Below are 22,037 nucleotides of genomic sequence, written 5' to 3' on the forward strand. Positions count from 1 at the left end.
GTTTATGCGTACGCGGTCTAGCGAGTGTTTTACGGCTCTAGTCTTGCGCGTCCGGCCGGTCGCGCACAAACGGCACCAGCAGCACGCCCGCAATCGCCACGCACGCGAGCATCGCCCAGGCCTCGTTGACGCAAAGCGCCAGTGACGCTTTCTCGACCAGCGGCCGGACGAACGCCACCGCGGCTTCGTCGGGCGGGCCCAGCGGCCGGTTGGCGAGCAGCGACGGATCGAGGCCGATCGCGGTCGCCGCGGTGAGATCGCCAGCCAGCAGGCGAATACGAAAGTCCTCGGCATAGATCGGGCTTCGGCCATACAGGATGGTGTCGATCAGCGCGATGCCGATGGCGCCGCCGAGATTGCGCATCAGGTTGAACAATCCGCTGGCATCCGCGACTTCGGACGCCGGCAGCGCGCCGAGCGCGATCCGGGTCGGCGGCAACAGGCAAAACATGATGGCGACGCCGCGCAGGATTTGCGGCCACAACATTTCGTCGAAGTCGGCGTTGCGCGGTTGATAGGCACTCAGCCCAAGCCCGATTGCGAACAGCGCAAAGCCGGCGCCGGTCAGCCACCGCGCGCCGAGCCGGCTCTCCAGGAACGCGGCGACGGGCGCTGCGACGAGCTGCGCGATCCCGGTCACCAGCATGATCGTGCCGATTTCGAAAGCGTCATGGCGGCGCACGAAAGCGAGAAACACCGGCATCAGGTAGACCGAGCCGAACAGCCCGACGCCGAGACAGAAGCTCAGGCCGCAGCCGATCGCAAACGAACGCCGCCGCAATGTTGCAAGGTGCACCACTGGATGCGCTGAGCGCAGCGAGCGGTGCACAAACCAGGCGATGCCGGCCGCACTCCCCGCGAGCAGGGAAACACAGACGGGCGACAGCCAGCCGCGCTGCGGCGCTTCCTTCAACCCGACCATGAGCGCGGCCAGCGCCGCCGCCAACAGTACCAGCGAGAGACCATCCAACGTGGCGAGTTCACCAAAATTGGTTTTCTGCTTCGGCAACAGCAATGGCGTCACGACGGCTGCGACCACGCCGGGAATGACATTGATCAGGAACAGCCACGGCCACGACCAGTTGTCCGTGATCCAGCCGCCGACGACGGGGCCGACCGTCGGCGCCAGCACCGCGACGACGCCACCGATGGTCGTGGCGACCGCGTGCAGCCGCGCCGGAAACAGCAAAAATACCGCGGAGAAAACCGCTGGGATCAACACGCCGCCGGAAAACCCTTGTGCCACCCGGTAGGCCAGCAACTCGCTCAGCGAGCCCGAGAAGGCGCATCCGACCGATGCCAGCGTGAACAGCGCGACCGCCACGGCAAACAGTCCCCGTAACGTGAGCACGCGCGTGAACAGCCCGGTCAGGGGAATCGCGATGACCTCCGCAATCAAATAGGCGGTCTGGATCCAGCTCATGGCGTCCGGGGAGATCGCGAGCTCATGCTGGATCGTCGGCAACGACGTCGCCACCACCTGGACGTCGAGGATGGCCATGAACATGCCAAGGCACATCCACAGAAAGCCGGCCCAGGTTCGAATTGACGGCGTCATCTCCGGCGTGCCCGACCAAAACTCCTGCCGCCCGCTCATGAAGCGGCGCGGGCGGGCTGTCCGCGAACGGCAGCAAGCGCGCGTGCCTCGGCACGTATCCGGATCCAGAGCACGACAGCGTTCAGCGCCGTGAACACTAATGCAATCACCGGCAAATGCAGCGCCAGGGGAAGCAGCGCAATCTCGCCGGCGACAACGACGTAGTTGGGGTGCGAAAAATACCGGTAGGGTCCGGACACCACCAGCGGTTCGCCTGATAGCACGATGATGCGCGTGGTCCACCGCGATTTCAGCGTCGCCAGGATCCAGAGCCGCACGCCCTGCAGCGCGACCAAGCCCGCAAGCGCGGCGAGATCGACGGTCTGGTCACGCCCCCAGATCCACAACGCGGTCAGCCACGCCGCATGGACCGACACCAGCAGCGGATAGTGCCGTGCGCCGACCTCGATCGCACCGCGTGCCAGCAGCTTCACCGTGTTGTGACGCGCCAGTACGAGTTCACCCAGGCGCTGCAGCGTGACCAGAGCGAGAATGATGGCAGCGAAGCTCATGATGCATGCCGCAGCGCGACGCAGCTTGCGGTGAAACCAGGCCCGAGCGCCGTCAACAGCGACCGCGGCGGCAAGCCGTGGGCGCGCGCCCGTTCCAGCACGAACAGAACGGTCGGCGACGACATGTTGCCGTAATCGGCGATCACCTCGCGCTCGTGGTCGAGCGCGCCCTGATGAAGCGAGAACGCCTGCTCCAGCGCACGGATCACCTTGGTCCCGCCGGGATGGCAAATGAAGCGATCGATGTCCTCGATCGAAAGCGCCATCCGCGACAGCATCTCGGCCACCGCGGGACGCATGTGTTCGGCAACGAAGCCCGGTATGGTCCGCTGGAAGATAACGCCAAATCCCTCAGGGTCGACGCTCCAGCCCATGATGTCGAGCGTATCCGGCCACAGCTTTTCACCGGTCGCCTCGATCCGGGTCGCGCCGCCATCGCCCGCGCGCAGCACCACTGCCGCGGCGCCATCGCCGAACAGGCTGGCGGCGACGACGTTGGCCTTGGTCAATTCGTCATGACGAACCGCCAGCGTGCAAAGCTCGAGCGCGACCAGCAGCACGTTGGTGCCGGGCCGCGCCTGCGCCAGCCGGGCCGCGATCGACAGCCCCGACACGCCGCCGGCGCAGCCCAGACCGAACACCGGCACGCGCGAAACATCCTGGCGAAAGCCGAGTTGGCCTGCGACACGCGCCTCCAGCGTCGGCGTCGCAATCCCCGTCGAACTCACGGTCACGACGGTATCGATATCGCCGGCCGAGAGGCCGGCCCCCGCGATCGCCTTAGCCGCGACGTCGATGAACAGCTTTTCGGCGCCCTCCAGGAAAGCCTGTGTCCGCTCCGGCCAGCCGCGTTGCTCGAGATACCATTCGATCGGTTTGACGCCGTAACGGTGGCGGATGCCGGTATTGGCAAACAGGCTCGAAAGCTGCTCGAACTCCGGGTAACGCTCGGTCAGGACGTCACGCGCCGCGGCGAGGATTTGCTTCTGGTGAAATTGATGTGGCGGAACCGAGGTCGCCAGAGAAATCAACGCGGCCGTGTCGCCCATATTATTATTGTCCCTGCCTGTGGCCCCGGTACATGAACCGTTTTGCGGAACGAATATTTCGGCGGCGGCGATCATCGAGCGCTCGGGGCATTCAAGATAAGTTGAATGCCGCCGGTCGAGGCCACCCATCCTGCAGGGAATGGCGGCGCGGTGATGACGGTCCGTCCGCCGTTACGACACGGAGACGCCGCACTTCCGCAACAAGCTCTTGGCAAAGCCGAACGGCGCCGGCGCCAACGGACCCGGCGGCGCGCGGGTGATCAGTGCCGTAAAGCCGAGCGCCGCCATCGCCAGCCAGAAGCACAGCCAGAAGCCGTCGATATAAGCGAGCGTGTTGGCCTCGCGGGCCACGGCCGCAGACAACGTCCCCACCGCCCGCGCCGGCGCGGTCCCAATACCGTGGCTGGCAAAGAAATTCGTAAGCTTCTGCAGCATGCGGGCGACGTCGCCGCTGCCGTTCTCGATATGCTGCCCAAGATAATTGGAGTGGATCTGCTCGCGCACCCGCAGCCAGGTTCCCATCAGGGCGACACCGATCTCGGCGCCACCGAGCCGCATGATCTGGATATAGGCGGCGAACGAGGTGGCGCGGGCCGGATCGGAATTCGACAGCGCCATGATGATGATCGGCAGCAGCGTGAGCGCCTGCCCGATCGACGTCAGCATCACGATCCCGACGAAGTCCTCCCGCGCCCAGTCGTGGCTGAGCTGCGTGCCCCAGAGATTGGCTGCAGCGAACGCCGAAAATCCCAGCACCACCACGGTGCGGGCATCGAAATGCCGCAGCAGATAGATCGCGATCGGCACCAGCACGAACATCGGCAGCGCGCCATAGGTGAACAACAGCACGCCGGTCTGCTCGGGCCTGAGCCCTCCTACCACCGAGAGGAAATTCGGCACCAGCGACGAGTTGCACAGACTGGTCAGGGTGTAGAGCAGAATGATGACCAGCGAGAGCCCGATATTGCGCGAGAACAGCACGTTGAAATGCGCCCAGGGCTGCGGGGCCAGCATCTCGTTGATCAGGAACAGAAGGAACAGCGCGCCGCCGCCGAGCAGCAGTGCCATGACCGTGCCGGATTCCAGCCAGTCGAGCCGGTTGCCCTGATCGAGCCCGGCATAGATCATCGATACTGCGGTGCCGAGCAGCAGCATGCCGCCCCAGTCGGCATCGCGCAAAAGCGCGCGGTTGACCGGTTCGTGGGGCGTGCCGAGATAGACCATCAGGCCCATCAGCGGCGCGATGACGACGCCCTGCCAGTACAGCCATTGCCAGCCCCAATGATCGACGTAGAAGCCGACCAGCGAGGTCGAGGTGTCGAGTGCGAAGCCGACGCGGATGGAATAGATCGCGATCGCCGGCACCCACCAGCGGATCGGCAGGTTTCGGAGCACGATCATCAGCGTCGCCGGCACGAAGGTGCCGAGCAGCATGCCATGCGCGATGCTGAGCACGATCAGCGTGGTGTAATCATGCACGAACGGGATCGTCAGCGAGACCAGCGCATAGACCAGGCTGGGGATGCCGAGCACGCGGCGCAGGCCGAACACGGTCGCCAGCCACGCCACCGCCGGCGCAACGAAGATTTGCGAGCCGATGCCCGCCGTTGAAAGCCAGGCGCCTTCGTCAAAGCCCAACGAAAACGCGCCGCGCAGGTCTGCGAGGCCAACCGAAGTCAGGCGGCTGTCGAAATTGGCCAGAAACGAACCGAGCAGCACGGCGCCGACCGCGAACAGCGGTCGAGGAGCAATGCCGCCGCGCGACAGCGGCCCGCGATCGGCGCCGTCATTTTCCGCCATCCGTCCCCGCATCCCCGGTGTGGATATTGGTCACAACCGACATGCCCGGCAGCAGCCGCTCGAGCAGCGGCTGGTTCTTGTCGATGATGATCCGGACCGGCACGCGCTGCACCACCTTGGTGAAATTGCCGGTGGCGTTATCCGGCGGCAGCAGCGCGAATTGCGATCCGGAGGCCGGTGAGATCCGCTCGACGCGGCCTTTCAGTTTCTCGTCGGGAAAGGAATCGACCGTGATGTCGACGGACTGGCCTGGTTTGACCCGCGTGAGCTGGGTCTCCTTGTAATTGGCGATCACATAGACGTTCGGCAGCGGCACCACGTTGATGAGGTTGCTGCCGATGTTGACGTAGTCGCCCGGCTGAACCTGACGCTCGCCGACGACGCCGTCGAACGGTGCTATGATCTTGGTGTAGCCGAGCTTGAGCTTCGCCGCCGCAAGTGCTGCCTGCGCGCCCAACACGTCGGCGGCGCGCTGTTTCTTGGTGCCGGCCAGCACTTCCATCTGGTGCTTCTGCGCGGCGATAACGGCGCGGCTGGCACGCACGTCGGCCTGCGCTTTCGCGTAAGCCGCCGTCGCCTGTTCGAATTTCTGCCGCGTGCCGGCTTCGGTCTGCGACAGCGACTGCTGGCGTTCCTGTTCCTGGCGCGCCTGAACCTCCTCGGCGGCGGCGGAGACCTGCGCCGCTTCGGCCTGCGCGATGGTGGCGTATTGCAGCTCGACCTGGTTGCTCAGGTTGTCGAGCGCGGCCTGTGCCGCGGCCACGGCGGCATCGGCCTGCGCCACCTGGGCCTGGTAGTCGGCGGGATCGATCTGGATCAGGAGATCGCCGGCCTTGACGCGCTGGAAATCGTTGGCGGCGACGGTCAAGACCTCGCCGGCGACCCGGCTGCTCAGCCGCGTCATCTCGGCGCGAACATAGGCGTCGTTGGTGGTCTGGGTCACGGCGTTGCCGACCCAGGCATCCCAGCGCAGCGTCGCCAGCGCGATGAAGAGGAAAGCCACCAGCACGGCGAACAGCGGTATAGCAAACCGGCTCCAGGCGCCGCGCTGAAGTGCGGCCGCGCGGGCGGCAGCGACGGCGGCTGCGGTTTGCGATGGCCCGGTGCCGGCCGGAGCCGGCGGTGCCGGGCTGGTCTGATCCTGTTGACTCAAGCTATCCCCCTCACATCAGTCTTCGCGAGAATGACGAAGCTTCGCGACATGACGATGAGCATGCCTCAGACCGTCTTTTCCGGCCAGCGGCAAAGATCGTTGATCAGGCATACTTCGCAGCGGGGCTTGCGGGCCAGGCAGGTATAGCGCCCATGCAGGATCAGCCAGTGATGGGCATGCAGCATGAACTCGGACGGAATCACCTTTTCCAGCCCGAGCTCAATCGCCAGCGGCGTATCGCCCGGCGCCATCCCGGTGCGGTTGCCGACGCGAAACACGTGGGTATCCACCGCCATGGTGTGTTCGCCGAACGCCATGTTGAGCACGACATTGGCGGTCTTGCGACCGGCGCCGGGCAGGCTTTCGATTTCGGCGCGGGTGCGCGGCACCTCGCCGCCGAACTCGGCGATCAGCTTTTCCGACAGCGCGATGACGTTCCTGGCCTTGTTGCGATAGAGCCCGATGGTCTTGATGTAATCGCGCACGGTGTCTTCGCCGAGCGCGAGCATCTTCTGCGGCGTATCGGCGACCGCGAACAACGCGCGCGTCGCCCGGTTGACGCCGGCGTCGGTCGCCTGCGCCGACAGCACCACGGCCACCAGCAGCGTATAGGGATTGAGATGTTCGAGCTCGCCCTTCGGCTCCGGGTTGGCCTTTTGGAAACGGCTGAAGGCCTCGTGGATCTCGGCCGCGGTCCAGGGTTTTGGCTTGACCGGCTTTTTGGCCCCCGGTTTGGACGGCGGTTTGGCGGTTTTTTTCGTCGCCTTGCTGGGCGCGGATTGAACGGCGGGTTTCTTGGCGCGTTGGGAACGGATGCTTTTAGCCATGATCCGGGTATACTGATACGCGATGACCGCAAGCAACGACTTTGATCCGGCGCTTAACGAGCCCAAACTGTTTTCGGCGCGGCTGACGCCACACCGTTCGCTCAATCGCACCGGCTTCCTGGTGCTGATGACGTTTCTCAGCGTCGTCAGTTTTGCCACCGGCATAGCGTTTCTCCTGATGGGCGCGTGGCCGGTGCTCGGCTTTCTCGGGCTCGACGTGCTGGTGATCTACTGGGCGTTCCGGGTCAATTTCCGCCGCGGCAACGCCACCGAGGAGATCACCGTCACGCCATCGGAATTGCGGGTGCGCCGGGTCAGCCATCGCGGCTATGTCGCCGAATGGGTGCTCAACCCGCTCTGGGTGCAGCTCGACCAGAAGGTCCACGCCGAATTCGGCATCGAGCGGCTTTATCTGGTTTCGCGAGGCCGCCGGGTTTCGATCGGGAGTTTTCTCGGAGCCGACGAAAAAGCCAGCTTTGCCAAAGCCTTGCTGGCCGCGTTGCAGACTGCCAAACGGGGCATCACCTATAACCCAATCCAGTAGACTCTTTATTTGACGCGTTTTCTTCACGCGAACCGGGTTCCACTTCGCTCGAAAACGCTATGGAATGCTTGTCGGGAATCGGGTGGTTCGGACGGCCCGTCCGCCCTACATCGATCAGTATGATGAACCTTGCCATGAATGAGCACCGCCTCACCAAACCGGGACCCCAGAACGCCGCGCTGCGCGACTACGACTCGGTGCGGCGCGCGATCGCCTTCATCTCGGAACACTGGCGCGCGCAGCCGACCATCGAAGCGATGGCGGATGCCGCCGCCGTGACCCCGGATGAGTTACACCACCTGTTCCGCCGCTGGGCCGGGCTGACGCCAAAGGCGTTCATGCAGGCGCTGACGCTCGATCACGCCAAAGGCCTGTTACGCGATTCCGCCAGCGTGCTCGATGCGGCACTGGACTCGGGCCTGTCGGGCCCGGGCCGGCTGCACGATCTGTTCGTCACCCATGAGGCGATGTCGCCGGGCGAATGGAAGAACGGCGGCGCCGGCATGACGCTGCGCTACGGTTTCCATCCCTCCCCGTTCGGCACCTCGATCGTGATCGCGAGCGGGCGCGGCCTCGCTGGTCTCGCCTTTGCCGACCCGGGGGGGGAGCAGGCGTCGTTCGCCGACATGAAGCGGCGCTGGCCCAACGCTGTTTATGTCGAAGACCGTGACGGCACCGCAGGCCTGGCGCAGCGTATCTTCGACACCAATCTGTGGCGGGCCGATCAGCCGCTGCGCGTCGTATTGATCGGCACCGACTTCGAGGTGCGGGTCTGGGAGACGCTGCTGAAGATCCCGATGGGCCGCGCGGTCTGCTATTCCGACATCGCCAACAAGATCAAGAATCCGAAGGCGTCCCGCGCCGTCGGTGCGGCGGTCGGACGCAATCCGGTCTCGTTCGTGGTGCCCTGCCATCGCGCACTCGGCAAAGGCGGCGCGCTGACCGGCTATCACTGGGGCATCACCCGCAAGCAGGCGATGCTGGGCTGGGAAGCCGGCCAAGTCGGGATGCATTGAGAATGCGTAGGGTGGGTTAGCCGAAGGCGTAACCCACCAACTTCGTACGGCGCGGATAGTCCGGCCGGTGGGTTACGGCTCCGCCTAACCCACCCTACGAAGTAAGCGCGCTCACCCCGCCAGATCGACCTTCGACGCCACCGTCGAGTCCGCGTTCAACCGGTAGATCACCGGCGCGCCGGTGGCGAGTTCGCGCTTCAGGATCTGCTCGGGCGTCAGCTTCTCCAGCACCATGATCAACGCACGCAACGAGTTGCCGTGGGCGGCGACCAGCGTGCGCTCGCCGCGCAGCACGCCGGGCAGGATTTCCTTGACGTAATAAGGCAGCGTGCGCGCCAGCGTATCCTTCAGGCTCTCGCCGCCGGGCGGCGGCACATCGTAGGAACGGCGCCAGATCAGCACCTGGTCCTCGCCCCACTTCTTGCGGGCGTCGTCCTTGTTGAGGCCGGACAGATCGCCGTAGTCGCGTTCGTTGAGCGCGAGGTCCTTGGTCGTCTTGAGTCCGGTCTGGCCGATCTCCGCCAGCATCAGATCCAGCGTATGCTGCGCGCGCGTCAGCACCGAGGTGAAGGCGACATCGAACGACAGCCCTTGCGCCTTCAGTTTGTGGCCGGCTTCCTTGGCCTCGGCGACGCCCTTTTCGGTCAGGCCAGGGTCTTTCCAGCCGGTGAACAGGTTCTTCAGATTCCAGTCGCTCTGGCCGTGACGCACCAGCACAAGTAGGCGATCGCTCATTTAAAAAGATTCCGTTTTCGTTTCGAGACGTTTTTAAGTTCAGAAATCCATCGGACCGAGCGTGTCGGTCATGGTGCAGGAGCCGGGCATCTTTCCTAAGTTAGTATCAACTCAACACCGTCTACTGCCTCACTGCCTCCCGATCCATGTTCGCGAATGATGTCCGTCAAGATTTCGAAAAGAGTTGGTCCCTTCCGCTGTTGTGCAAGCAAAAGGTCTTTTTTGACGCTCTCACGATTTTCCGGATGACATCTAGTGAGTTTGTGCTCGATGTATCGGACTGTTTCCGGAAATCCCAGCTTTTGTTGAGATCGACCAGAATTCTTCCACGTTACGACGAAACCATCGTCAGGCGTTCCGAAGCCACCCCGCAAAATGTCATTAAAGGCGTCCAGATTTCTTCCCCATTGATGGCGAGGAATTAGAACCTCACCTATGTGGTCGTAAAACGTCTCGAGATCATCAAATTTGGTTCCGTCTATTTCGTAGACCTTTTTCACCGACGATCTTTTCCGAACCCTAGAAGTCAGTCAGTCCGAGCACGTCGGTCATGGTGTAGAAGCCGGGCTTCTTGCCATGCGCCCATAGCGCCGCCTTGACCGCGCCTTGCGCGAACATGGTGCGGTCCTCGGCGCGGTGCGTCAGCTCGATGCGCTCCATCGCCCCGGCAAAGATAACGCTGTGGTCGCCGGTGACGGTGCCGCCGCGCAGCGATGCAAAGCCGATGTCGCCGGGGCGCCGCGCGCCGGTATGGCCGTCGCGGCCGCGCGCCGAATGAGTATGCAGGTCAACGCCACGGCCGGCAGCGGCCGCCTCGCCGAGCAGGAAGGCGGTGCCGGACGGCGCGTCGATCTTGGCCTTGTGGTGCATTTCGACGATCTCGATGTCGAAGCTTTCATCGAGTGACTGCGCCACCCGCTTGACCAAAGCGGCGAGCAAATTCACGCCAAGGCTCATATTGCCCGACTGTACGACCACCGCGCGCTGCGTCACGCTCTTGATCACGGCCATGTCGGAAGCGGAAAGTCCTGTGGTGCCGACGATGTGCACCAGGCCGCGTTCAGCGGCGATCGCGACATTGGCGATGGTGGCGGCGGGCACGGTGAAATCGAGGATGGCGTCGGCGTTGGCCGACAGTTTCCACAGGTCCGCCGACAGCTCGACGCCGTTGGCCGGAAGGCCGGCGAGCACGCCGGCATCCTTGCCCAGCAGGGCCGAGCCTGGCGCTTCCAGCGCGCCGGCAACGACCGCGCCCGGCGTCTCCGAAATCACCCGCACCAGCGCGCGGCCCATCCGGCCGCCGGCTCCCGCAACGATCAAACGCATGTCGGCCATGGCTTCACCTCTTCACGCCCTATAGCGGGGCGAGACCGTTCCGGCAACCGATTGAGCCCGCTACTCGTCATGCCCGGGCTCGTCCCGGGCATCCACGCCTTGCTACGAACGAGCAGGAAGACGCGGATGGCCGGGTCAAGCCCGGCCATGACGGAAGAATCGAATTCTACGGCTGCGGGCCGTCATAGCCCTCGATAATCACGAGATCGGCGATCGAATGCGGCTGCCGGACCTTGATGTTGGCCTGGTATTCGGGCGAGCGATAACAGGCCATCGCAGCCTCGTAGTCGGGAAACTCGATCACGACGTTGCGCGAGCGGCTCTCGCCCTCGGCGCCGGTGAATTTGCCGCCGCGCACGATGAACCGCCCGCCGAATTTCTGGAAGATGCCCGGGTTTGCCAGCGCATAGGGCTTGTAGCCTTCGTCATTGTGAACGTCGACGCGCGCAATCCAGTATCCCTTTGCCATTCGCTCTCTCCCTTTTGTGATCGCTTGTTTGACGCGCTTTCTTCGAAACCGCTATGCCAGCGCCTGCGCGATTTCCGCCTGGATGGCATCCGCCGCAGCCCTGGGATCGGCGGCACCCGTAATCGGCCGGCCGACCACCAGATAATCGGCGCCGGCCGCGATCGCACGCGCCGGCGTCATGATCCGCTTCTGGTCGCCGACATCGGCGCCGGCGGGCCGGATCCCAGGGGTCACCAGGTTCATCTGGTGGCCGACGATCTTGCGCACGCTGGCCGCTTCCTCGGGCGAGCAGACCAGCCCGTCGACGCCGAGCACCTGCGCCTGCTGCGCGCGCGCCTCGACCAGATCGGCGACATTGAGCCGGTAGCCGGCGGCGTGGAGATCGCCGTCGTCGTAGGAGGTCAGCACGGTGACTGCGAGAATTTTCAGGCCCGATCCCGCGCGTCCCTCAACCGCGGCCTTCATGGTCTGCGGATAGGCGTGCACGGTGAGGAACGTCGCGCCAAGCTTGGCGACGCTCTCGACACCGCGCGCCACCGTGTTGCCAATGTCGTGCAGCTTGAGATCGACGAACACCTTCTTGCCCGCGCCCGTGAGCCGGCTGACCAGCGGCAACCCGCCGGCATAAGCGAGCTGGTAGCCGATCTTGTAGAAGGTCACGCTGTCGCCGAGCCGCGCCACCATCGCTTCGGCCTCGGCAATACCGGGCAGATCGAGCGGCACAATCAGGCGGTCGCGGGGAGCGATCTTGGCTGGCTGCATGTCACCTCACATCATGCGTTGGGAAATGTCGATCAACTGCCGCGCCAGCGCTTTCAGCGCCTCGCTGTCGGCAGTGTTCTTCAGGTGGTCCATCTCGTCATAGGCCTGGTCGGCAAACGACACCGCGAGCTGGTTCGGGATCACGGTGGCGTGGCAGGCCGTCAGGATCAGCCGCAGCGCCGCCAGCGCGCGGCTGCCGCCGAGCCGCCCGCCGGAGGCGGCCGCGATCGCAAACACGCGGCCTTTGAACACGTCGCCGCGGCTCTCATGCGCGTCCTGCACCCGGCTCACCCAGTCGATGGTGTTCTTGACCAGCGCCGGCACCGAGGAATTATATTCCGGCGTCACGATCAGCACGCCATGATGCGCGCCGATCATCCGCTTCAAATTGACAGCATGTTTGGGCACGCCGGATTTCGCCTGCAGGTCGCCGTCATAGATCGGCAACGGAAAATCCGACAGCGAGATCCGGGTAACCTCGGCGCCCATCTGCGCGAATTCATGGGCAGCCACAGCGGCCAGCTTCGCATTGAGCGAGCCTGATCGTAGCGATCCCGGGATCACGAGGATTTTCAGCGCGGACATTTTTTAGAAATCGTACTCGGAGGCAGACCCTGCCACGCGAATACGCGGCAAGTTAACGCTTGCGATACACCCAGACCCGGGCGGGCGGAAGGTTCATCCAGATCCGCTCGGAAGCTTCTGTGGACACGCCGGGCAGCGATTTCGGGATCGGCGGCGCGACCGAATAGGTGAACTGGACGAAGGGCGCGCCCGGCGCCAGCGCCACAAAGGCGTCGCGGATCAGTTTCAGGCGCATCAGCATCGGTTTGGTGACGAGCGGAAGCCCGGAGACCACTGCGGAGGCCGGCGCATCCAGCACGCCGCCAAGCGAGTCGTGCAGCGCATAGGCATCGCCCTGCACTACCCTGGCCTGCGGATAGCGGTCGCGCAGCAGCGCGCAGAAGCCCGGATTATATTCGACCAGCACCAGCCGCTTTTGATCGACGCCATGTTCGATCAGCGCATTGGTGATCGCACCGGTGCCGGGTCCGAGTTCGACGACAGGTCCGGTGGAGTCGACATCGACATACTGCGCCATGGTCCGGGCCAGCAGCTTGCTCGACGGCATCACCGCGCCCATGTGCAGCGGCTTCTCGATCCATGAACGTAGGAAGCGAACCTCGTCGTCGAGACGGAGAGGCTTCTTCAACTTCAACGCACGCACGGACGATTGCAAAGGCATGTCGCTACCAGGCGGGACCCGCAACTAAACGGGGGATGTCAGAAAACAGTCATAAAGACGTATAGGTCAGATCAGAAACGGTCAAGCCAAACGGTAACGTGGCCGGTCCGACAAAGTGCCGGCGTTTCCTGAATAAAGCCCTGCGCGGCCTGGATTATTCGGCGCCAAGATTGGTCAGCGGTTCGCCGCGTCACAACCGCCGGTCGTGTTGGGGCGATTCGCTTACGAGCCGGCACGGGTGCCGAAGAAGTCCTTGACCTTGGTGAAGAAGCCCGCGGCTTCCGGCTGGGTTGCGCCGGACGACAGCTTTTCGAACTCGGACAGCAATTCCTGCTGCTTCTTGGTCAGATTCTGCGGCGTTTCGACCATGACCTGGACGTACATGTCACCGGTCTGGCGCGACCGCAGCACCGGCATACCCTTCGATGCAATGCGGAAGCGGCGGCCGGACTGCGTTCCCGGCGGCACTTTGACCTTGGTCTTGCCCTTGTCGATGGTCGGAACCTCGAATTCGCCGCCAAGCGCTGCCGCCACCATCGAGATTGGAACCCGGCAATGCAGGTCGGCGCCGTCGCGCTGGAAGAATTCGTGGGTCGACAGCGACAGGAAAATATAGAGGTCGCCGGGCGGTCCGCCACGGACGCCGGCCTCGCCTTCGCCAGCGAGCCGGATGCGGGTGCCGTCCTCGACGCCCTGGGGGATGTTGACCGACAGCGTGCGGTCGCGCGTGACCCGCCCCGAACCGGAGCAGCCCGGGCAGGCGTCCTCGATCATCTGGCCGCGGCCCTGACAGGTCGGGCAGGTGCGTTCCAGGGTGAAGAAGCCCTGGGCCTGGCGGACCCGGCCGGCGCCGCCGCACATCGAGCAGGTCTTCGGCTTGGTACCGGCCTTGGCGCCGGTGCCCGAACAGGGCTCGCAGGTAACCGAGACCGGAATCTCGATCTGCGCGGTCTTGCCCTGAAAAGCTTCTTCCAGCGTGATTTCCATGTTGTAGCGCAGGTCGGCGCCACGCTCGCGACCGCCGCCGCGGCCACCGCGCTGGCCGGCCATGCCGAACAGGTCTTCGAAAATATCGGAGAAGGACGAGGCGAAGCCGGCGCCGAATCCGGGACCACCGCCGCCCATGCCCTGCTCGAACGCGGCATGGCCATAGCGGTCATAGGCGGCGCGCTTGTCGCCGTCCTTGAGGACCTCGTAGGCTTCGTTGATTTCCTTGAACTTCACTTCGCTCGAGGCATCGCCCGGATTCTTGTCCGGATGCCATTTCATCGCGAGCTTGCGGAACGCCGCCTTGAGCTTCGAATCGTCCGCGGTCCGTTCGACTTCCAGGGTTTCGTAATAGCAGCGCTTGGTGGTGGACATCAGTCAAACCCGCCCGAATTCGTCTTCACGCCGAAGCAGCGTCCAAAGATGCCGCCTTCGGCTTAAAGAAAAATGACCCCCATCCATCGAGACGCAGCTTCGCGCTCTTTGGTATGGGGGTCATGATCGATCGCCCGCTTACGCCGACTTCTTGTTGTGCTTGTCGTCCTTGTCGTCGTCGACCTCGGTGAACTCCGCGTCGACCACGTCATCCTTGGCGGCGTCCTTGGCCGCGTCGGCTTCGGCCTGCTGCTTGTACATGGCCTCGCCGAGCTTCATCGAAGCCTGCGCCAGCGTGTTGGTCTTGGTCTTGATGGCCTCGGCATCGTCGCCCTTCAGCGCTTCCTTCAGATCGCTGACGGCGTCCTCGATGGCGCGACGCTCGGCGTCCTCGACCTTCGAACCGTGTTCGGCCAGCGCCTTCTCGGTGGAGTGCACCAGCGCGTCGGCATGGTTCTTGGCGTCAACAGCCTCGCGGCGCTTCTTGTCCTCGGCCGCATTGGCCTCGGCGTCCTTGACCATCTTCTGGATGTCGGCGTCGGACAGACCGCCGGACGCCTGAATCCGGATCTGCTGTTCCTTGCCGGTCGCCTTGTCCTTGGCCGAGACGTTGACGATGCCGTTGGCGTCGATGTCGAACGTCACCTCGATCTGCGGCATGCCGCGCGGCGACGGCGGAATGCCCATCAGGTCGAACTGGCCGAGCACCTTGTTGTCGGCCGCCATTTCGCGCTCGCCCTGGAAGACGCGGATGGTGACGGCGTTCTGGTTGTCCTCGGCGGTCGAGAACACCTGGCTCTTCTTGGTCGGGATCGTGGTGTTGCGGTCGATGATGCGGGTGAACACGCCGCCCAGCGTTTCGATGCCGAGCGAGAGCGGGGTCACGTCGAGCAGCAGCACGTCCTTGACGTCGCCTTGCAGCACGCCGGCCTGGATCGCCGCACCGATGGCGACGACTTCGTCCGGGTTGACGCCCTTGTGCGGCTCCTTGCCGAACAACTGCTTCACCACTTCCTGCACCTTCGGCATGCGGGTCATGCCGCCGACCAGCACCACTTCGCCGATTTCAGCGGCGGTGAGGCCTGCATCCTTCAGCGCCTTGCGGCACGGCTCGATGGTCTTCTGGACGAGATCGTCGACCAGCGCCTCGAACTTCGAGCGCGTCAGCTTCATCGTCAGATGCTTCGGACCGGTCTGGTCGGCCGTGATGAACGGCAGATTGATTTCGGTCTGCGTGGTCGAGGACAGTTCGATCTTGGCCTTTTCCGCGGCCTCTTTCAGGCGCTGCAACGCAAGCTTGTCGTTGCGCAGGTTGATGCCCTGCTCCTTCTGGAACTCATCGGCCAGATAGCTGACGAGCCGCATGTCGAAGTCTTCACCACCCAGGAACGTGTCGCCGTTGGTGGACTTCACCTCGAACACGCCGTCGCCGATTTCCAGAACCGAAACGTCGAAGGTGCCGCCGCCGAGATCGTACACCGCGATGGTGCCGGTCTTCGACTTGTCGAGGCCGTAAGCCAGCGCAGCCGCAGTCGGCTCGTTGATGATGCGCAGCACTTCGAGGCCAGCGATCTTGCCGGCGTCCTTGGTGGCCTGGCGCTGGGCGTCGTTGAAGTAGGCGGGAACCGTGATGACGGCCTGCTCGACCTTCTGGCCGAGATGAGCTTCTGCGGTCTCTTTCATCTTCTGCAGGATGAAAGCGGAGACCTGCGAAGGCGAATAGGTTTTGCTGTCGGCTTCGACCCAGGCGTCGCCGTTCGATGCCTTGACGATCTTGTAGGGGACGAGCTTCTTGTCCTTCTCGACCATCGGGTCGTCGTAGCGGCGGCCGACGAGGCGCTTCACTGCGAAGAAGGTGCGCTCGGGATTGGTCACCGCCTGGCGCTTGGCCGGCTGGCCGACGAGGCGCTCGCCATCATCGCTGAAAGCGACGATCGACGGCGTGGTGCGCATGCCCTCGGCGTTCTCGATGACTTTCGCAGTCTTGCCATCCATTACGGCGACGCACGAATTGGTGGTGCCGAGATCGATCCCAATGACCTTTCCCATGGTCCTCATATCCTTCTTGTTGCGGCAGGTTGGCTGGGCCCTGAGCGGCGCTCCTAACCGAACCCCCAACTATCAAATACTCGCGATATTGCGGTGGTGAGCCTCATATAGGAGGGGGGGTCCGGCCTGCAAGGACTGAACGCAACCTTGGGGCCTGAAAAGGCTGAGGTTTGAAAGAATGTGTCAGCTCAGGGCCGCGGCAGGTTCAGGCCCTGAGCCCCATTAAGCGATCGGTAATGTTTGCCGCACGAGGGGCCGCCGCGCGCCACGGCCGAACGGACCACGAACACCGAGACGGCTCGGTCAGGCCGCGGCCGGCTCGCGGCCGAGGATCTCCGACAGCGCCGACAACAGCCGGTCGATCTGCCCGTCGGTGCCGACGGTAATGCGCAGATAGTCGGCGATACGCGGCGCCGAAAAATGCCGGACGATCACCGCCCGTTGCCGCAGCGCTGCGGCCAGCGCCGCGCCCGCATGCGCCGGGTGACGAGCGAACACGAAGTTGGCGGAGGACGGCAACACGTCGAAGCCGAGCCGGGCCAGTCCACGATTGAGCCGCTCCCGGCCCTCGATGACGCGTGCGCGGGCCGTTTGAAACCAGGCCTCGTCTCCGAGCGAGGCGATGGCGCCGGCCTGCGCCGGCCGGCCCAGCGGATAGGAGTTGAAGCTGTCCTTGACGCGGTTGAGCGCCTCGATCAGATCGACATCGCCGATCGCATAGCCGACGCGAAGTCCGGCCAGCGCACGGGATTTCGACATGGTCTGAATGACCAGAAGATTGGGGTGAGAGGCGACCAGCGGTATCGCGGTCTCGGCGCCGAAATCGACATAGGCCTCGTCGATCACCACCGGGGCATCGGGATGTTGCTCCAGCAACGTTGCGATTTCGGCGCGCGACAACGCGATCCCTGTCGGCGCATTCGGATTGGGCACGATCAGCGCACCCGCGGGCTGGCGATAATCGGCAATGCGGATCTGCATCTTCGCATCGAGCGGCACCGCCTCGTAGGCGATCCCGAACAGACGGCAATAGACCGGGTAAAAACTGTAGGTGATGTCAGGGAACAATAGCGGCGCGTCGTGCTTCAGCAGGGCTGCAAAAGCGTGCGCCAGCACTTCGTCCGAGCCGTTGCCGACAAACACCTGTTCGGGTTTCACCTTGTGGTATGTGGCCAGCGCCGTTCGCAGCGCCTGGGCCTGCGGGTCCGGATACAGCCGCAACGCATCGGTGGCCTCGCCCCGGATCGCGTCCAGCGCGCGCGGCGACGGGCCGATCGGATTCTCATTGGTGTTGAGCTTGACCAGCTCCGTCATGCGCGGCTGTTCGCCCGGCACGTAGGGCGTCAGGCCGTGCGTCAAATGGCTCCAGAAGCGGCTCATCTCGTGATCTCGTTTAGGCGGACGCGGGGCGGCAAGGAAGGGCGGCGCAATTCGGGTTCCAGTGGGGCGCCGGCGAAACTCCCGAGAAAGCGTCGCCTGGCGCGCCTGCGATAACATACTGAGCAAATTACCGAAATCAGAACAATCGGAAACGTCGCAAAAATTTTGACCGGACCGCTCCCTGCCCGGCCGATCCCGTTGCCGTTCGGTTCGTTCATCTTCGTGACGAGCCCCGTCTGCCTACGGATCCGCCAACCCCCGCCCTGTTCCATGGACATCAAAACCGCTAAAAGCGGGCCGACTGAACCGAGGCCGCCAAGGCCCTCACTGCACCGGCCGACCACTGAACGGCCTCATTGCAAACCCGGTAGATCCTTCATGAAGCCACTTCGATATTTCGCTGCGGTTGCCCTTTTTGTTGCCGCCACCTGTTCTGCGCGTGCCGCGGACCCGGTGTTCGCGCCGGGCGCCAGGGTCGGCCTGGTGCCGCTGGTCGGCCTCGTCAAAGCAAAGACGTTTGTCGGGTTCGAGACCGAAGATCACGGGGTCAAGGTGCTGTTCGCGGATCTGCCGGTCGAAGCCTATGGCGAGGTCGCCAATGCCTTCAAGGCCAATCCCGGCGGCACCGGCGGCATCAAGCCGGAGAGCATCGAGACCGCGACGGGGCTTGCCTACTACACCGCTGAGAATGCCAAGGAAGGCGCCACCAATGTCCGGCGCTATTCGATGATCCTGCCGGGCCCGACCTTCTCGGGGTATGTCGCCGTGCAGGTGCCGGAAAACGCTTCGAAGATCTATACCGACGAAGCCGTGCGCCAGATGTTTGCAACGGCCGTGATCCGCGACCAGGTTCCGGTCGAGGAGCAGCTTGGGACGATGCCGTTCAACATGAGCGAGCTCAGCAATTTCAAGACGGTCCGCACGCTGGCGCCGGGCGCCGCCCTCATTCTCGCCGACGGCGACGAAAAGACCGGCTTCGAAATAGCGCCCTTCATGATCGTCGGCCTGATCGGATCCGCTCCGACTTCCCCCGACGATCGCGGCCGGTTTGCCCAGCAGATCGCGACCACGATACCCGGCGTACGCGACGCCAAAATCACGATGTCCGAGGCGGTGCGCATCGATGGCCAGCCCGGCTTTGAGACCCGGATCGACGCCATCAGCGGCAAGGACAACACGCCGGTCACTGTCGTGCAGTGGCTGCGGTTCGGCGCCCAGACCTCGATGCGCATCATCGGCAGTTCGCCGCGCGACGACTGGAGCAAGGCATTCCCGCGCTTCCGCGCCGTGCGCGACGGCATTCAGCCGCGCGGCTGATCCGCGCTTCGCCGGCGATGCCGAAGATTCAATCGCGCACCGCCGCGTAAACCCGCTTTACGCTTTCGCGGCGACCTGATTTGCTGACGCCTGTCTTTGACAGGGAGATGCACCATGTTCGACCGCAGCTTCGATCGCCGGCAAGTTCTCACGGGCATCGTTGCCGGCACGGCGGCGATGACGACCCTTTTCCCCGACGTGGCGGAGGCGGCTGCAATGAAACCTGATGACGCATCGGCGCTGTTGGTGATCGACGTGCAAAACTGTTTCCTGCCCGGCGGCAGCCTCGCGGTGAAGGACGGCGAGCAGGTCGTGCCCGTCATCAACCGCATCGCCAAGGGCTTTGCCAATGTGGTGATGACGCAGGACTGGCACACCCCGGGCCATATCTCGTTCGCCTCATCGCATTCAGGCAAGAAGCCGTTCGAAACCGTCGATCTCCCCTACGGCAAACAGGTGCTGTGGCCCGATCACTGCGTGCAGGGAACCGACGGCGCGGCGCTGTCGAAGGATCTCGCGATCCCGCAAGCCGGGCTCGTCATCCGCAAAGGTTTCCACAAGGATGTCGACAGCTATTCGGCCTTCACCGAAGCCGACGGCAAGACCACGACGGGCCTCGCCGCTTATCTCAAGGCGCGCAAGGTGAAGCGGCTGTTCGTGGCGGGCCTCGCGACAGATTTTTGCGTGGCATGGACCGCGCTCGATGCGCGCAAGGCCGGCTTCGAAACCTATGTGGTCGAAGACGCCTGCCGCGGCATCGACAACCAGGGCTCGATGGCCAAAGCCTGGGCCGATATGGCCAAGGCGGGGGTGAAGCGGATCCAGTCGAGCGATATTGCTGTTTAGCGCCGGCTGGCGCAGAGAGCAGGCATGTCCGACATCGGACCACCTCTTGCGTTCGAACTGACCCGCCGGGGCGCGTCGCAACGCATGGCCGGGCTGATCCAGGGCATGACCGGCTACCGCGAGACCGCGCGCGGCCAGTTCTCCCAACGCGAAGCCGCGCCGCTGACGGTTCCCCTGATCATCAGCCTCGGCACGCCGTTTCTGATCGCGCTCGGGCGCGAGCCCGCTGCGGCCGACCGCCAGACAAGTTTTGCCGCGGGGCTCTATGCCGGGCCGGTTCACATCGTATCGGACGGCGCCGCCGAATGCGTGCAGGTGGATTTCACGCCGCTCGGCGCCTATCGCTTCTTCGGCGGCGCCGTTGTCGATCTCGCCGAGCGCATGGTCGACATCGACGACGTGCTCGGCCGCGACGGCCGCCAGTTGCGCGAGCGGCTCGGCGCCACGCCGGACTGGCAGCGCCGTTTCGATCTGCTCGAAGACTTCATCGCGGACCGCTGCACCTATCGGCCGTCAGCCGAAATTGCCTTCGCGTGGCGACGGCTGGCACACAGCGCCGGCGGCGCGCGGATCGCTGCGCTGGCCGGGGAAATCGGCTGGAGCCGCAAGCACCTCGTCGATCGCTTTCGATCGGAGCTCGGCCTCGCGCCCAAATCCGTGGCTCGCATGATGCGCTTCCACCAGGCCTGCCGGCTGGCGCGCACCGAGACGGCGCACGGCTGGGCCGGGATTGCCGCCGAGTGCGGCTATGCCGACCAGGCCCATCTCGCCCGCGAATTCGCGGCCATGGCGGGCGAGTCACCGACGGCCTGGGCACGGCGTCTGGCATTGACCGACAGCCGGCTGACACTCCCGAACGAAGCCTTGGCCGACTGGTAACAAATCTTCAAGCCCGCGACATCGGGTTCGCGCATGGTGGCGCCGACGTGAAGTCGAGCAGGAGTTTCGCCATGACTGATCTGAATGAAATCGAGCCGCCGCGCATCTATCCCACGCTTCGCTACCGGGATGCCGAGGCGATGATCCGCTGGCTGAAGGAAGTCTTCGGCTTCACCGAGCGCGTCGTCTACCGCAACGACGGCGTGGTGCACCATGCCGAGCTCGCCTACGGGTCGTCCATCCTGATGCTGGGTCAATGCCGCGACGACCAATATGGCAAGCTCGTCGGAGATATCGGCGCGCGCCGGACCGACGCACTCTATGTTGCCGTCGACGATCCGGACGCGCTGTACGCCAAAGCCAAGGCTGCCGGCGCTAGCATCGAGATGGAACTGCACAATACCGATTACGGCAGCCGTGACTTCGCCTGCCGGGACCCGGAAGGCAATCTCTGGAGCTTCGGCAGCTACTGGCCGAAGGTCAACGAAAAGCCGTTGGCCGGATAGGCTCAGCTCGCGGCGTCGGTAGCCGACGCCGCCTTGGCGCCGCCTTTAGACACGCCGACCAGCGCCGGGCGCAGCACGCGCTCGCCGATCATGAAGCCGGCCTGCACGACTTGAACCACCGTCCCTGACGGAACCGAGGCATCGGGCACTTCGTACATCGCCTGCTGGAAGTTCGGATCGAACTTCTGGCCCGACGGATCGAACTTCTTGACGCCGTTCTTTTCCAGCGTGTTGAGCAGCGAGCGTTCGGTCAGTTCGACGCCTTCGATGAAGGCCTTGATGCCGGGATCGGCAGTCTCCTTGGCCTCGACCGGGATCGCATCGAGCGCGCGCTGCAGATTGTCGGCGATATCGAGAATGTCGCGCGCGAAACCGGTGATGCCGTAGGTTTTGGAATCGGCGACCTCGCGCCGGGTGCGCTGGCGCAGGTTTTCCATCTCCGCCAGCGTGCGCAGCGTCTTGTCGCGCGCATCAGCCAGTTCCTTGGTCAAGGCCTCGACCGACCCTTCCTCGGGATCGTCGGGCATGATGTAGGGCTTCGAGACGACGGGCTCGCCGGTCGGGGCCGCTTTCGCCGCGTCGTCATTCGGCCGGTTCGGATCGGTCATAAGGCTGCCTTCTCAAAAAACGCGTCTGGTCAAATGGGGATTTGC

General features: G+C 64.2%; 23 protein-coding genes. 6 read left to right on the top strand and 17 right to left on the bottom strand.

The features are described from left to right. Window positions 1–37: 37 nt before the first annotated feature. The 6 genes from BLS26_RS17065 to nth form a co-directional block, all read right to left on the bottom strand. Entirely contained in the window at window positions 38–1,597 is a 1,560-nt protein-coding gene (locus tag BLS26_RS17065; RefSeq protein WP_197681343.1) for a DHA2 family efflux MFS transporter permease subunit, read from the bottom strand. Beyond that, window positions 1,594–2,109, bottom strand: coding sequence for an isoprenylcysteine carboxyl methyltransferase family protein (locus tag BLS26_RS17070; RefSeq protein WP_092512984.1), 516 nt, complete (start codon window positions 2,107–2,109; stop codon window positions 1,594–1,596). The genes BLS26_RS17065 and BLS26_RS17070 overlap by 4 nt, the downstream gene beginning before the upstream one ends. Further along, entirely contained in the window at window positions 2,106–3,158 is a 1,053-nt protein-coding gene (locus BLS26_RS17075; protein WP_092512986.1) for a type III polyketide synthase, read from the bottom strand. Before BLS26_RS17075 ends, BLS26_RS17070 begins: the two co-directional genes overlap by 4 nt. A 171-nt stretch (window positions 3,159–3,329) precedes the next feature. Next, window positions 3,330–4,958 (bottom strand): MFS transporter, encoded by a 1,629-nt coding sequence (locus BLS26_RS17080; RefSeq protein WP_092512988.1) that lies wholly within the window; start codon window positions 4,956–4,958, stop codon window positions 3,330–3,332. Then, window positions 4,945–5,982 carry an HlyD family secretion protein gene (locus BLS26_RS17085; protein WP_371360973.1) on the bottom strand — a complete coding sequence of 346 codons (1,038 nt, stop codon included), beginning with the start codon at window positions 5,980–5,982 and terminating at the stop codon, window positions 4,945–4,947. The genes BLS26_RS17080 and BLS26_RS17085 overlap by 14 nt, the downstream gene beginning before the upstream one ends. Window positions 5,983–6,176: 194 nt before the next feature. After that, window positions 6,177–6,938, bottom strand: coding sequence for an endonuclease III (gene nth / locus BLS26_RS17090; protein ID WP_092512992.1), 762 nt, complete (start codon window positions 6,936–6,938; stop codon window positions 6,177–6,179). Window positions 6,939–6,960: 22 nt separating this feature from the next. On the opposite strand from nth, the gene BLS26_RS17095 reads away from it, so the two are divergent. Together BLS26_RS17095 and BLS26_RS17100 are read left to right on the top strand one after the other, a co-directional pair. After that, window positions 6,961–7,482, top strand: coding sequence for a DUF2244 domain-containing protein (locus BLS26_RS17095; protein ID WP_092512994.1), 522 nt, complete (start codon window positions 6,961–6,963; stop codon window positions 7,480–7,482). 134 nt (window positions 7,483–7,616) lie between these two features. Further along, window positions 7,617–8,498, top strand: a complete 882-nt coding sequence (locus BLS26_RS17100) for a methylated-DNA--[protein]-cysteine S-methyltransferase (protein WP_371360854.1) — start codon at window positions 7,617–7,619, stop codon at window positions 8,496–8,498. A 111-nt stretch (window positions 8,499–8,609) separates the two neighbouring features. Here the strand turns inward: BLS26_RS17100 and BLS26_RS17105 are convergent, their stop codons facing one another. The 10 genes from BLS26_RS17105 to hisC all read right to left on the bottom strand — a co-directional run bounded on the left by BLS26_RS17105 (window position 8,610) and on the right by hisC (window position 17,836). Next, entirely contained in the window at window positions 8,610–9,233 is a 624-nt protein-coding gene (locus tag BLS26_RS17105; protein WP_092512998.1) for a 2,3-bisphosphoglycerate-dependent phosphoglycerate mutase, read from the bottom strand. A 95-nt stretch (window positions 9,234–9,328) separates the two neighbouring features. Beyond that, window positions 9,329–9,733, bottom strand: a complete 405-nt coding sequence (locus BLS26_RS17110) for a barstar family protein (RefSeq protein WP_092512999.1) — start codon at window positions 9,731–9,733, stop codon at window positions 9,329–9,331. Window positions 9,734–9,752: 19 nt separating this feature from the next. Next, the gene (gene dapB, locus BLS26_RS17115) at window positions 9,753–10,568 is read right to left on the bottom strand and encodes a 4-hydroxy-tetrahydrodipicolinate reductase (protein ID WP_092513001.1); all 816 of its coding nucleotides are present in this window, start codon (window positions 10,566–10,568) and stop codon (window positions 9,753–9,755) included. A 166-nt stretch (window positions 10,569–10,734) separates the two neighbouring features. Then, the gene (locus tag BLS26_RS17120; RefSeq protein ID WP_074821036.1) at window positions 10,735–11,037 is read right to left on the bottom strand and encodes a DUF1330 domain-containing protein; all 303 of its coding nucleotides are present in this window, start codon (window positions 11,035–11,037) and stop codon (window positions 10,735–10,737) included. Between the two features lie 51 nt (window positions 11,038–11,088). Further along, window positions 11,089–11,799 (bottom strand): orotidine-5'-phosphate decarboxylase, encoded by a 711-nt coding sequence (pyrF, locus tag BLS26_RS17125; protein ID WP_092513003.1) that lies wholly within the window; start codon window positions 11,797–11,799, stop codon window positions 11,089–11,091. A 6-nt stretch (window positions 11,800–11,805) separates the two neighbouring features. Further along, window positions 11,806–12,384 carry an NADPH-dependent FMN reductase gene (locus BLS26_RS17130; RefSeq protein ID WP_092513005.1) on the bottom strand — a complete coding sequence of 193 codons (579 nt, stop codon included), beginning with the start codon at window positions 12,382–12,384 and terminating at the stop codon, window positions 11,806–11,808. Window positions 12,385–12,436: 52 nt separating this feature from the next. Further along, window positions 12,437–13,045, bottom strand: a complete 609-nt coding sequence (locus tag BLS26_RS17135; protein WP_092513007.1) for a class I SAM-dependent methyltransferase — start codon at window positions 13,043–13,045, stop codon at window positions 12,437–12,439. A 222-nt stretch (window positions 13,046–13,267) separates the two neighbouring features. Further along, window positions 13,268–14,407 carry a molecular chaperone DnaJ gene (gene dnaJ / locus BLS26_RS17140; protein ID WP_092513009.1) on the bottom strand — a complete coding sequence of 380 codons (1,140 nt, stop codon included), beginning with the start codon at window positions 14,405–14,407 and terminating at the stop codon, window positions 13,268–13,270. Window positions 14,408–14,545: 138 nt separating this feature from the next. Next, the gene (gene dnaK, locus BLS26_RS17145; protein ID WP_092513010.1) at window positions 14,546–16,456 is read right to left on the bottom strand and encodes a molecular chaperone DnaK; all 1,911 of its coding nucleotides are present in this window, start codon (window positions 16,454–16,456) and stop codon (window positions 14,546–14,548) included. Window positions 16,457–16,759: 303 nt separating this feature from the next. Next, entirely contained in the window at window positions 16,760–17,836 is a 1,077-nt protein-coding gene (gene hisC / locus BLS26_RS17150; RefSeq protein WP_092513012.1) for a histidinol-phosphate transaminase, read from the bottom strand. A 378-nt stretch (window positions 17,837–18,214) separates the two neighbouring features. Between hisC and BLS26_RS17155 the strand changes: the two genes are divergently transcribed. The 4 genes from BLS26_RS17155 (at window position 18,215) to BLS26_RS17170 (ending at window position 21,384) form a co-directional block, all read left to right on the top strand. Then, window positions 18,215–19,153 carry a hypothetical protein gene (locus tag BLS26_RS17155; RefSeq protein ID WP_092513014.1) on the top strand — a complete coding sequence of 313 codons (939 nt, stop codon included), beginning with the start codon at window positions 18,215–18,217 and terminating at the stop codon, window positions 19,151–19,153. A gap of 114 nt (window positions 19,154–19,267) precedes the next feature. Next, a complete protein-coding gene (gene pncA / locus BLS26_RS17160; RefSeq protein ID WP_092513016.1) occupies window positions 19,268–19,999 on the top strand; it encodes a bifunctional nicotinamidase/pyrazinamidase in 732 nt (243 codons plus the stop codon). A gap of 24 nt (window positions 20,000–20,023) precedes the next feature. Further along, complete coding sequence (locus tag BLS26_RS17165; protein ID WP_092513018.1) at window positions 20,024–20,878, top strand: AraC family transcriptional regulator; 855 nt, start codon at window positions 20,024–20,026, stop codon at window positions 20,876–20,878. 71 nt (window positions 20,879–20,949) lie between these two features. Beyond that, on the top strand, window positions 20,950–21,384 hold the full coding sequence (locus tag BLS26_RS17170; RefSeq protein ID WP_092513020.1) for a VOC family protein: 435 nt from the start codon (window positions 20,950–20,952) through the stop codon (window positions 21,382–21,384). A gap of 2 nt (window positions 21,385–21,386) precedes the next feature. Here the strand turns inward: BLS26_RS17170 and grpE are convergent, their stop codons facing one another. Then, window positions 21,387–21,992, bottom strand: a complete 606-nt coding sequence (gene grpE / locus BLS26_RS17175; protein ID WP_092513022.1) for a nucleotide exchange factor GrpE — start codon at window positions 21,990–21,992, stop codon at window positions 21,387–21,389. Window positions 21,993–22,037 lie beyond the last annotated feature (45 nt).

The sequence above is a fragment of the Afipia sp. GAS231 genome (assembly GCF_900103365.1).
In the GTDB taxonomy this organism is placed as follows: domain Bacteria; phylum Pseudomonadota; class Alphaproteobacteria; order Rhizobiales; family Xanthobacteraceae; genus Bradyrhizobium.